Annotated in this window: 11 protein-coding genes and 1 riboswitch; of the genes, 2 read left to right on the top strand and 9 right to left on the bottom strand. The window is 68.1% G+C overall.

Annotated elements, in window-relative coordinates; all coding sequences use genetic code 11:
- Nucleotides 1–46: 46 nt before the first annotated feature.
- Together H181DRAFT_RS15425 and rlmN are read right to left on the bottom strand one after the other, a co-directional pair.
- Entirely contained in the window at nt 47–1,123 is a 1,077-nt protein-coding gene (locus H181DRAFT_RS15425; protein ID WP_045865001.1) for a thiamine ABC transporter substrate-binding protein, read from the bottom strand.
- Nucleotides 1,119–1,239, bottom strand: a riboswitch (TPP riboswitch). Its footprint overlaps the gene before it by 5 nt.
- Nucleotides 1,240–1,384: 145 nt before the next feature.
- Complete coding sequence (rlmN, locus tag H181DRAFT_RS15420; RefSeq protein WP_045865000.1) at nt 1,385–2,491, bottom strand: dual-specificity RNA methyltransferase RlmN; 1,107 nt, start codon at nt 2,489–2,491, stop codon at nt 1,385–1,387.
- Between the two features lie 211 nt (nt 2,492–2,702).
- Here rlmN and H181DRAFT_RS15415 point away from each other — a divergent pair, with 211 nt between their 5' ends.
- Entirely contained in the window at nt 2,703–3,170 is a 468-nt protein-coding gene (locus H181DRAFT_RS15415) for a GNAT family N-acetyltransferase (protein WP_045865144.1), read from the top strand.
- 48 nt (nt 3,171–3,218) lie between these two features.
- On the opposite strand, the gene H181DRAFT_RS15410 is transcribed toward H181DRAFT_RS15415, so the two are convergent.
- From H181DRAFT_RS15410 to rpsB, 5 genes are all read right to left on the bottom strand, one after another.
- The gene (locus H181DRAFT_RS15410; RefSeq protein ID WP_074467879.1) at nt 3,219–4,391 is read right to left on the bottom strand and encodes a phosphatidate cytidylyltransferase; all 1,173 of its coding nucleotides are present in this window, start codon (nt 4,389–4,391) and stop codon (nt 3,219–3,221) included.
- Between the two features lie 52 nt (nt 4,392–4,443).
- Complete coding sequence (gene frr / locus H181DRAFT_RS15405; protein WP_045864998.1) at nt 4,444–5,001, bottom strand: ribosome recycling factor; 558 nt, start codon at nt 4,999–5,001, stop codon at nt 4,444–4,446.
- A 159-nt stretch (nt 5,002–5,160) separates the two neighbouring features.
- Nucleotides 5,161–5,928, bottom strand: a complete 768-nt coding sequence (gene pyrH / locus H181DRAFT_RS15400) for a UMP kinase (protein ID WP_045864997.1) — start codon at nt 5,926–5,928, stop codon at nt 5,161–5,163.
- 171 nt (nt 5,929–6,099) lie between these two features.
- Nucleotides 6,100–6,936 carry a translation elongation factor Ts gene (gene tsf, locus H181DRAFT_RS15395; RefSeq protein WP_045864996.1) on the bottom strand — a complete coding sequence of 279 codons (837 nt, stop codon included), beginning with the start codon at nt 6,934–6,936 and terminating at the stop codon, nt 6,100–6,102.
- A gap of 210 nt (nt 6,937–7,146) precedes the next feature.
- Nucleotides 7,147–8,049, bottom strand: a complete 903-nt coding sequence (gene rpsB, locus H181DRAFT_RS15390) for a 30S ribosomal protein S2 (RefSeq protein ID WP_045864995.1) — start codon at nt 8,047–8,049, stop codon at nt 7,147–7,149.
- Nucleotides 8,050–8,513: 464 nt separating this feature from the next.
- Here rpsB and H181DRAFT_RS15385 point away from each other — a divergent pair, with 464 nt between their 5' ends.
- Nucleotides 8,514–9,461, top strand: coding sequence for a murein hydrolase activator EnvC family protein (locus tag H181DRAFT_RS15385; protein WP_078895756.1), 948 nt, complete (start codon nt 8,514–8,516; stop codon nt 9,459–9,461).
- A gap of 50 nt (nt 9,462–9,511) precedes the next feature.
- On the opposite strand, the gene H181DRAFT_RS15380 is transcribed toward H181DRAFT_RS15385, so the two are convergent.
- Nucleotides 9,512–10,051, bottom strand: coding sequence for a TetR/AcrR family transcriptional regulator (locus H181DRAFT_RS15380; protein ID WP_045865143.1), 540 nt, complete (start codon nt 10,049–10,051; stop codon nt 9,512–9,514).
- Nucleotides 10,052–10,140: 89 nt separating this feature from the next.
- Nucleotides 10,141–10,989 (bottom strand): RNA polymerase sigma factor WhiG, encoded by an 849-nt coding sequence (gene whiG, locus H181DRAFT_RS15375; RefSeq protein ID WP_045864994.1) that lies wholly within the window; start codon nt 10,987–10,989, stop codon nt 10,141–10,143.
- Nucleotides 10,990–11,244 lie beyond the last annotated feature (255 nt).

Raw genomic sequence — 11,244 nt, 5'->3', positions numbered from 1 at the left:
CGCTCTGCCCCGGCAGTCGCGCTGTCCGGTCGGCCCTCGGACAGCTCTACTTCACGACGAGCGACGTCCACGCCTTGACCCACTGTTCGCGGTTTTCGGCGATCTCCGACGGGTCCATGGCCGCAGCGTCCTCGACCGAAACCCCGTACTTCGTGAACAGCTCCGGCAGGTCGGCGTCTTCACGGACGGGGTTGACGAACATCTGCAGCGGCAAGTCCTCCTGGAAGGTCTTGCTCAGCATGAAATCCAGCAGCGCCTTGCCGCCTTCAGGGTTCTTCGCCCCCTTCAGCAGTCCCGCGAACTCGGTCTGCTGGAAACACGTCTGTTCGGCTATCCCCGTGGGTGCCTGGGCAGGCAACGGCTTCTTGCCGAGGACCTCGACGGGCGGGCTGGAGGCGTAGGAGACGACGAGAGGCCTGTCGCCCTTGCCCTTTCCTCCGTTCGATCCGCTGAAGCGGTCGTTGTACGCCTGCTCCCAGCCGTCGACGACCTCGACGCCGTTGGCCTTCAGCTTCTTCCAGTAGTCCTTCCAGCCTTTCCCGTACTCGTCGACGGTGGCGAGCAGGAAGCCCAGCCCCGGCGAGGAGGTTGCGGCGTTGGAAGTGACCAGCAGGTTCTTGTACTCCGGCTCGGCGAGATCGGCCAGGCTCTCGGGTGGGTCCAGCTTGCGCTTCTCGAAGTAGCTGCGGTCGTAGTTGACGCAGATCTCGCCGGAGTCGACGGGAGTGACCCGGTGCCGACCGCGGTCGAGCTGCAGTTCGCGGGGGACCTTCTCGAGCCCTTCGGCCTCGTAGGGGTTGAAGACGCCCTCGCCGAGCGGCCGGGAGAGCAGGGTGTTGTCGACCCCGAAGAAGACGTCTCCCTGCGGGTTGCCCTTGTTGAGCACCGTCTGGTTGACGGCGGAACCGGCGTCCCCGCCTCTCAGGACCTTCACCCGGTAACCGCTCCGAGAGGTGAACTTCTTCAGCACCGACTTCGAAACCGCGAAGGAGTCGTGCGTGACGAGGGTGACCGTCTTGCTGTCCTCACCACCCGAGTCGGTACTGCTGCATGCGGTCGAAAGCCCCAGGAGGGCGATCACGGCGGTGACGGCGGCAGTTGGGCGCAGGGCGTGCTTGCTCATCGGCTCATCGACTTCCTACCCGGCATGACCCGGGCGAGGTTCGAGGGTCTGCGGCCGCCCGTCTTCGTACGAGCGTCCGCACTCTCAGCGCTGTGTGCGCTCCCCTGTCGGCTGTTGTTGATCCGAGCCCGGCCACAGATTGATGTGCCTGCGACAAGACTCCAGCTTGAAGGCTATCAGCCTGATGCTTACCGGACGCCGGTGCTGGTGACGGTCACCGTCCCAGCAGGCTCGCTGCCGGAGGGACGCGCAGTCGCGTACCTAGCGCTCCGTGGCGGCCAACTGCCCGCACGCACCGTCGATTTCCTGCCCGCGAGTGTCCCGGACAGTCACCGGCACGCCATGCGTCTCCAACGCACGCACGAACGCGGCCTCGTCCTCTGGACGGGACGCCGTCCACTTGGACCCCGGCGTGGGGTTGAGCGGGATGAGATTGACGTGGACGGGCTTGCCCTTGAGCAGCCGACCCAGCAGGTCGGCGCGCCACGCCTGATCGTTGATGTCCTTGATCAGCGCGTACTCGATGGACACCCGGCGAGCCGACCTGGCCGCGTACTCCCAGGCGGCGTCCAGCACCTCCCGGACCTTCCACCTGGTGTTGACGGGCACGAGGGTGTCGCGCAGCTCATCGTCCGGCGCGTGCAGCGAGACGGCGAGACGGCACTTGAAGCCCTCGTCGGCGAAGCGCAGCATCGCTGGGACCAGGCCGACCGTCGAGACGGTGATGCCGCGCTGGGACAGTGCGAGGCCGTCGGGCTCCGGATCGGTCAGCCGCCGGATCGCTCCGACCACGCGCTTGTAGTTGGCCAAGGGCTCGCCCATGCCCATGAAGACGATGTTGGAAAGCCGCGCGGGGCCGCCCGGGACCTCGCCGTCACGCAGAGCCCGTACGCCGTCCACGATCTGGTGCACGATCTCGGCCGTGGACAGGTTGCGGTCCAGCCCCGCCTGCCCGGTCGCACAGAACGGGCAGTTCATGCCACAGCCCGCCTGCGAGCTGATGCACATGGTGACCCGGTCCGGATAGCGCATGAGCACCGACTCGACGAGCGTCCCGTCGCGCAGCTTCCAGAGGGTCTTGCGCGTGGTGTCGTCGTCGCAGCTGATGTGGCGGACGACCTGCATCAGCTCGGGAAGGAGCTCAGTGGACAGCTTCTCGCGAGCCGCGGCGGGAATGTCCGTCCACTCGGAGGGGTCGTGGGCCAGCCGCGAGAAGTAGTGCTGCGAAAGTTGCTTCGCACGGAAGGGCTTCTCGCCCAGCTCGGCGACCGCCGCGCGACGCTCCTCCGGAGCGAGATCGGCGAGATGCCGCGGCGGCCTGGTGGTTCCGCGGGGGGCGACGAAAGTGAGTTCTCCGGGCTTCGGCATAGCCGTATCAGTGTCGCAGACGGGTGACGGTGCCCCTGGCCACAGCGGGGTGCGGACGGTCACCATCGGGCATGATCTGTCAGCGTCGGCCAGAGAAAAACGGCAGGCGAGCCGTCGTCGAAGTCTGGTGAGGTGGCCGAGTGGCGCCCGGGAGTCGCCGCCGACCCTGCGGCTCGCGGCGCCGCTGATCGAACTCAAGACGGGAGTGCCCATGCTCATCAGATCGGCCGAGGCACACGAGGCTGAGCTTCTGACCGGACTGGCGCTCCGCTCGAAGGCGTACTGGGGTTACGACGACGCCTTCGTGGCCGCGTGCAGGGAAGAACTGGCCGTCCGCCCCGACGAGGTGGCAGAGCGGCGCATGATCGTAGCTGAGCACGATGGCGTCGTAGTCGGTTTCGCATCCCTCGACGGGGAACCTCCGAAGGGCGCCGTGGGCATGATGTTCGTCGACCCGGAGTTCATCGGGCGAGGCGTCGGCCGTCTGCTTCTGGAGCGGATTCTCGCCACCGCGCGACAGGCCGGATTCCCGCGTCTGACCATCGACGCGGATCCGAACGCCGAGGCCTTCTACCTTGCGATGGGCGCAGTGCGGGTGGGGACGGCACCGTCGGGTTCGATTCCCGGACGGGTACTGCCCCTGCTGGAGCTCGCTGTCGACGAGCCGGCCGCCACGTGAGCGAACGACCACGCCAACCGCGACGGGACGCGGGAGCGGTCGCGAACGTCAGCCGTTGCCCACGAAGATCACGAAGAGCAGCCAGACGACAGGCGCCGTCGGCAACAGCGAGTCCAGACGGTCCATGATGCCGCCGTGCCCCGGCAGCAGAGTCCCCATGTCCTTGATCCCGAGGTCACGCTTGATCATGGACTCGCCGAGATCACCCAGCGTGGCGCTGACAGCTACCACCAGCCCCAACAGGAGGCCCTGCCACCAACTGCCGTCCTCGATCAGGAACTGCATGCACAGCGCACCCGCAGCCATGGCGAAGGCGATCGCTCCGCCCAGCCCTTCGCGCGTCTTGCCGGGGCTGATGCTGGGGGCGAGTTTGTGCGTACCGAACCGCCATCCCACGGCGTACGCCCCCGTGTCGCTGACGACCGTCAGCAGCAGGAACGTCAGTACGCGCCACGGCCCGTCCTCTGCGGCGAGCATCAGCGCGACGAAGGTAGCGAGGAAGGGCACGTAAAAGGTCGCGAAGACGGCTGCCGTCACGTCCCGCAGATACTCGTGCGGCGACTCCGTCATGCGCCAGACGAGGACGGCGAGGGAGGTGAGGGCCATGGCGATCCATGCGCCCTCCGGGCCCCGTACGTAGCCCGCGATGACCATCGCGGCGCCGCCCACCGCGAGAGGCACCAGAGGAGCCCGGATCTCCTTGCGCTCGGTGAGCCGTGAGGTCAGCTCCCACAGTCCGACGACGACGGCGACGACGATGACGCCGAGGAACACCGGCTTGTAGAAGAACAGCGAGACGAGGATGACGGCGCCCAGGCTGACGCCGACCCCTATGGCGGCGCGCAGGTCGCGGCCGGCGCGCTTCTTGCCCCCCATCGGGGCGGGGCCCGGGTCGGAGGACTCCGAGGCGGGGCGCTGTCCGTACGGATCACTTCTGTCGCCGCCGGCACCGGAGGACGACGCGGACCCGCCGGCTCCGCCAGAGCCGTGGGGGCCGCCTGAGCCGGATCTGCCACGGCCGTGGCCGCTGCCGTGACCACCCGGGTCGGAGACGATGGGCATGGGCCGAGTCTGCGACACACCACCGCTCTCGTGCGCGGAAGCGCTACCCGTGCCGTGCGGAAAGGCTCCTCCCGCAAGACCGCCCGGGACGCTTCCCTGACCGGGTGATCCCCGGAAACCTGCGCGGGGCGGCGGGGCTCCCCAGGATGAGTCGTTCACAGATTGCAGCCTCAGACCTCGGACGGATCACGGACACACCGACGGGTGACGTTCAGACCTCGAGCAGCTCGGCTTCCTTGTGCTTGAGCAGCTCGTCCACCTGGGTCACGTACTTGGCGGTGGTGTCGTCGAGTTCCTTCTCCGCACGGCGGCCTTCGTCCTCACCGACGTCGCCGTCCTTGATGGCCTTGTCGATGGACTCCTTGGCCTTGCGCCGGACGCTGCGGATCGAGATCTTCGCGTCCTCGCCCTTGTTCTTGGCGACCTTGATGTACTCCTTGCGGCGTTCCTCGGTCAGCTCGGGGAACGTCACCCGGATGATATTGCCGTCGTTCGACGGGTTGACGCCCAGGTCGGAGTCCCGGATCGCCTGCTCGATGTTGCGCAGGGAGCTCTTGTCGAACGGTGTGACCACCGCCATCCGCGGCTCTGGCACCGAGAACGACGCGAGCTGGTTGATCGGGGTCATGGTCCCGTAGTACTCGGCCACGATCTTGTTGAACATCGCCGGGTGGGCCCGGCCGGTGCGGATCGCCGCGAAGTCCTCCTTGGCGACCACGACCGCCTTCTCCATCTTCTCCTCGGCCTCGAGGAGGGTCTCTTCGATCACCACGTGCTCCTGATTCGGTGAATGAGCTCTGCGGATAAGCCCTGTGTCCTGCACGGTGTCCGACCGGCAGGCGGTTGTCCATCCCCGTACAGGACCGTTGCTACGGCGCCGAGTTGCCGAAGACGCCGAGTATGCAACGCGGTCCGCGGGGGACGAACGTCAGCCCCTCGTACCCTGGTTGCTCACCAGGGTGCCGATCTTCTCACCCTTCACGGCCCTCGCGATATTGCCCTCGGCGAGAAGCTCGAAGACGAGGATCGGCAGTTTGTTGTCACGGCAGAGGGTGACGGCCGTGGCGTCGGCGACCTTCAGATCGCGGGTGATGACTTCGCCGTACTCGAGGGCGTCGAACTTCACCGCGTCGGGGTTCTTCGCGGGGTCGGAGTCGTAGACGCCGTCGACGCCGTTCTTGCCCATGAGCAAGGCCTCGGCGTGGATCTCCAGCGCACGCTGTGCGGCAGTCGTGTCCGTCGAGAAGTACGGCATGCCCATGCCGGCGCCGAAGATGACGACGCGGCCCTTCTCCAGATGCCGCACCGCCCGCAACGGGATGTACGGCTCAGCGACCTGGCCCATCGTGATCGCCGTCTGGACGCGGGAGTCGATCCCCTCCTTCTCCAGGAAGTCCTGGAGGGCGAGGCAGTTCATGACCGTGCCCAGCATGCCCATGTAGTCGGACCGCGCGCGGTCCATCCCCCGCTGCTGCAGCTCGGCGCCCCGGAAGAAGTTGCCGCCGCCGATGACGACCGCGAGCTCGGCGCCGTCGCGCACGACAGACGCGATCTCGTGCGCCATCTTGTGCACGACGTCGGGGTCGACACCGAGCCCCCCGCCGCCGGCGAACGCCTCGCCGGAAAGCTTCAGCAGGAAGCGTTTTCGGCCTTCTCGGCCCCTGCCTGTGCCGTTGCTGTCGCTGTCCTTACCCATGCGTACTCCTCGTGCACATACGAAGGAGGCCACTGCCGTCGGATCCTCGCGGTCCTCGATGCGGCAATGGCCTCCTCGTCACAACTGCCCTGTTCCCGACCTTAGCGGGCGCGTGCCGGATACGTGGCCCGGTGGTCCGTGCGACCGGCATGCGTTCGGAAGGTGGGAGCGTCAGGCGCCGACGCGGAAGCGGGCGAAGTGCTTCAGCGTGACCCCGGCCTCGTCCAGAACCTTCTGGACGCTCTTCTTGTTGTCCTTCGCGAAGGGCTGGTCGAGCAGGGTGTTCTCCTTGAAGAACCCGTTGACCCGGCCCTCAACGATCTTGGGCAGCGCCTGCTCGGGCTTGCCCTCCTCGCGCGCGGTCTCCTCGGCGATGCGGCGCTCGTTCTCCACCGTCTCGGCCGGGACGTCCTCACGGGTGAGGAACTTGGGGGCGAAGGCGGCGATGTGCTGCGCGACGTCCTTGGCGATCTCCGCGTTCTCCTTGTCCAGCTGCACCAGGACGCCGACCTGCGGGGGCAGGTCCGGGCTCGTGCGGTGGAGGTAGGAGGCGACGAAGTCGCCGGAGTACTGCGCGAAGCGGTCCAGGACGATCTTCTCGCCGAGGTTGGCGTTGGCCTCGTCCACGTACGCCTGCACGGTCTTGCCGGGCTCGATCTCCGACGCCAGCAGCGCCGGGGTGTCGGCCGGGGAGCTGGCTGCGACATGCGCGGCGACGGCGTCGGCGACAGCGAGGAACTTCTCGCCCTTCGCCACGAAGTCGGTCTCGCACTTCAGCTCGACGAGCACGCCGGAGCTGTTGTCGTCCGCGATCCGGGCCACGACAGCGCCGTTCGACGCTGTGCGGCTCTCGCGCTTGGCGACGCCCTTCTGGCCCTTGACGCGCAGGATCTCGACGGCCTTGTCGACGCTGCCCTCGGCCTCGTCCAGCGCCTTCTTGCAGTCCATCATGCCGGCGCCCGTGAGCTCACGGAGCTTCTTGACGTCGGCGGCGGTGTAGTTCGCCATTGTGGGTTTCCTTCTGTGACCAGGCCCCGTTCCGCGCTCGGCGCAGTTGCGGGGCTCGTCCGTCTTGAGGTCTGTTCCGGCCGGTTGAGACACCTGCGCCCGGTGCCGGGCGAGGCGGAGTCGCAAGCTGTGCGTCTCTCCTCATGAGGCCGTCAGGGCCGGCGCACGAGGGTGGCGGCGAAGGGATGCCTTCGCCGCCACCCCGTGGCGTCAAGCCTTCTCGGCAGCCTTCGGCTCGGCGGCTTCCGCGGCCGGCTTCTCCTCGGCCTTGGCCTCGGAGTCGGCGGGCTTGGCCTCAGCCGGGGCCTCGGCGGTCGCCTGGGCGTCGGCCTTCTCGCCCTTCTCACCCTCAAGGAGCTCGCGCTCCCACTCGGCCAGCGGCTCGGCGGCCTTGTCGCCGCCCTTGGCCGCCTCGGCGGCGCCGGAACGGGCGATGAGGCCCTCGGCGGCGGCGTCGGCGATCACACGGGTGAGCAGGGTGACGGAGCGGATCGCGTCGTCGTTGCCCGGGATCTTGTAGTCGACCTCGTCGGGGTCGCAGTTGGTGTCCAGGATCGCGACGACCGGGATGTTGAGCTTCCGGGCCTCGCCGACCGCGATGTGCTCCTTCTTGGTGTCCACGATCCAGACGGCGCTGGGCACCTTCTGCATCTCGCGGATACCGCCGAGCGTCTTCTCCAGCTTCGCCTTCTCGCGGGAGAGGACCAGGAGCTCCTTCTTGGTGAGGCCGGAGGCGGCCACGTCCTCGAAGTCGATCTGCTCCAGCTCCTTGAGGCGCTGCAGCCGCTTGTAGACGGTCGAGAAGTTCGTCAGCATGCCGCCGAGCCAGCGCTGGTTCACGTAGGGCATGCCCACGCGCGTGGCCTGCTCGGCGATGGCCTCCTGGGCCTGCTTCTTGGTGCCGACGAACATGATGGAACCGCCGTGCGCGACGGTCTCCTTGACGAACTCGTAGGCGCGGTCGATGTACGACAGCGACTGGAGCAGGTCGATGATGTAGATGCCGTTGCGCTCAGTGAAAATGAAACGCTTCATCTTCGGGTTCCAGCGGCGGGTCTGGTGCCCGAAGTGGACGCCGCTCTCCAGCAGCTCCCGCATCGTGACGACGGCCATGGCCGTTCTCCTCGGTTTACTCGGTTGTCGTCAGCGACGGCCGGGACGGCCATCGCTTGCCTGACGCCTCTGTCGCGCTGTGCCCTGAAGAAGCCCTGTGAGAAGGCCCTTCCGGGACCGAGTCGCGCTGCCACTACGGAGAGTGGCGAGGCGTGCGAAGTCAGCCCGGTGGTCCGGGCCGCCACCAGAAGTGTACGGGACCCGTGAGGGGCCTTGCTCCCTCGTCCCAGCGCCTGCGCGACAGGCAGGGGGACGGTGTTCACCGGCGAAGCGCACTGCCCCTCGTACGAGTGAGGGCGGTGTCCACAACTCGCTGCTTGTCCACCGCTTTCGGCGCTTCACGCCGCGTCCGTCGACGGTGGGCGATCCTCTGCACACGGACCGGCCCCGGTTCGCTCGCGGCCGGCTGAAGCGCAGGCCGCGAGTCGAATCATTGGCGGGGTGCGGCTGAGGGCGGGAGGCTCATGAGGACGTTTCGGGGGCGCGTGAACGGTGCCGGGATCAAGGGAGGAGCGCTTCGGGGGCTTGCGCTTTACGCAGTGCTCGCGGCTACCGCGATCTTGATCGGCGCCACGATGACGGACGCGTCGGCGTTCGCGGTGACGGGAGAGAGGGGGAACGGGGAGGGGGTCTCGTCGCAACGGAGCGGGCTCAGTCACCCTTCCGGGCTGCTCGCGAAGCGGCGGCCGGCGAGCCGGGAGACCGCCCCGCGGGGAGAGCGGGTCTGGCCGGTGGCCGGTCAGGGCGGCACAGCGCGCGCCAGGCCGGAAGTGAGACGCGGATGGGAACCCCCACCCTCACCGTGGGCGTCCGGGCACCGGGGGGTCGATCTCGCAGCGGAGCAAGGCCAACGCGTCCGCTCGGTCGGCAACGGGAGGGTGTCCTTCGCCGGCGAGGTCGCCGGGCGCGGAGTCCTGTCGATCGAACTTTCGGGAACCGGTGATCCTCCGGTCCGCACCACGTACGAGCCCGTACGGCCCTCGGTACGCAAGGGCGACAAGGTGCGGGCCGGCCAGGTCGTGGGGACCGTCGCGAACGGTCCGTCCCACTGCCATCGTGTCTGCCTCCACTGGGGCGCGCGGCGGGAGAAGCGCTACCTCGACCCACTCTCGCTGCTGCCACCCAGCCTGCTGCGCGGCGGCCCGTCACGCCTTCTGCCCTTCCACGGGACGCCCGTACCGGCAGGTCGAACTGGAGTCGGACGGCGTGACCCGCCTCGGAACGCCGGGACCGTCGGGGACAGGGCACGAAAGCCTCCATCCCAGGCGGCGAACATCGCAGCAGCGAGCCGTTCGGTCGGCACAGGGATCGGCGGAAGCGTTCTGGCCGTGGCCTTGGTGGGGACGGCGCTGCTCGCACGGCAGCGCCTCAGCCGCCCGCGCCGTTCGACGTCCCTCCGGCGCCCTCCCTGATGCCGGTCCTTATGAAGAGCGGCAGTCTGGGGATCCGTCGTACCGGCAGATCAGCCGACGACTCCGCTGAGAGCCATGGCGACTGCCGTCTCGGTGATCTGCTGGGGATCTTCGGCCGCGCCCAGCTCGATACGCCGGACCGCAGCGTCGACGATCCCCTGAAGCAGCATGGCGGTCAGCCGCGGCTGCTGATGGCCGAGCGCGCCGAGAGCTTCGACGACCATGGCGATCAAGCCGCCGTGGGCGGCGCGGATCCGCTCCCTGGCACCTGTGTCGAGCTCGCCGGCAGAGATCGCGACCACCGCACGGTGGCGGCGGTCGCCGACGAGCGCCAGCTGCGTGCGGACGTACGCTTCGATCTTCTCCTCGGGCACTTCCTTCGCCGCCATGGCCGATTCGACTTCCGCTGCCCAGACCGGGAAATCGACCGCGCAGAGTTCCTCCACGACAGCGGCCCGGGATCTGAAGTACTCGTAGACGGAGGAACGCGCGAGCCCCGTCCGCTGCGCGAGGGCCGGGAAGGTCAGCGCTTCGGTACCGCCTTCGGACAACAGGGCGCGGGCGGCGTCCAGCAGGGCGCCGCGCTGCATGGTCCGGTGCTCGGCCACGGAGGCCGCTCGAATCCTTGGCACGTCCTCCACCTTACGGACGCGGGCCCGGATGCACCGACCAACCCGGTTCATCGGCCGACGTCGACGAGCTTCGCCCGGAGCTGAAGAACCGACTTGGTGTGGATCTGGCTGACCCTGCTTTCGGTGACGCCCAGCACCTGGCCGATCTCGGCCAGGGTGAGCCCCTCGTAGTAGTAGAGGGTGACCACCGTCTTCTCCCGCTCCGGGAGGGTGTTGATGGCACGGGCGAGCAGCCGGCGCATCTCCCGCCCCTCGGCGACCTCCACGGGGTCGTCGGCAGCGGTGTCCTCAAGAGTGTCCATCAGGCTGAGCCCCGCGCCGCTTTCACCTCCGACGTGCAGAAGCTCCTCCAGGGCCACGACGTTCGCCAGCGACAACTGGCTGAACACGCCGTGCAGTTCTTCCAGAGGAATGCCCATCTCCTCTGCCACCTCGGACTCCGAGGGGCTGCGGCGCAGGGCCGCCTCCAGCGAGGCATAGGCACGCTCGACGGCGCGGGCCTTCTGCCTCACTGAACGGGGGATCCAGTCCAGGGCCCGGAGTTCGTCGATCATGGCGCCGCGGATGCGGGTGATCGCGTACGTCTCGAACTTGATGGAGCGCTCAGGGTCGAACTTCTCGATGGCGTCAATCAGCCCGAAGACCCCTGAGGAGACGAAGTCCGCCTGCTCCACGTTGGGGGGAAGCCCGACGCTGACCCGGCCGGCCACGTACTTGACGAGCGGGGAGTAGTGCAGGATCAGCTGCTCCCGGAGTGCTTCGTCTCCCGTGGCTTTGTACGACCGCCACAGCTCGTCGAGCGGACTGCGGCCGGCACCGGGCCCGGCGTTCTCGGCTGTGGCCGGTGCGGCTTCGGCGGTGGCCGCCCGGTCAGGCCCGGGGATGTACTGGGGCATTCGTCGCCTTGAGCCGTTCTGCTGAGTGGTGTCACGCAGAGGGAGCGTGACCTGGTGCCTCTTCCTTGGAATGTGTGAGCGTAGCGTGACCGCACGGTCGCAATATGCGATGAGCGCGCGCTTCGAGATGCGCAGATACGTTCCGCTGCCCGCACCGGCGAGTTACTCCGGCGGCTGCGTCAGGCCCCGGCCTTGAGAGACGGGCGAAGCGGAACAAGACCATACGGATCACCCTTTCATTCGATAGCCGCAGGT

This window comes from Streptomyces sp. WMMB 714, assembly GCF_900090125.1.
GTDB lineage: Bacteria > Actinomycetota > Actinomycetes > Streptomycetales > Streptomycetaceae > Streptomyces > Streptomyces daqingensis.
Note: the sequence above shows the minus strand (reverse complement) of the source record. Positions and strands in the feature narration are given on the sequence as shown.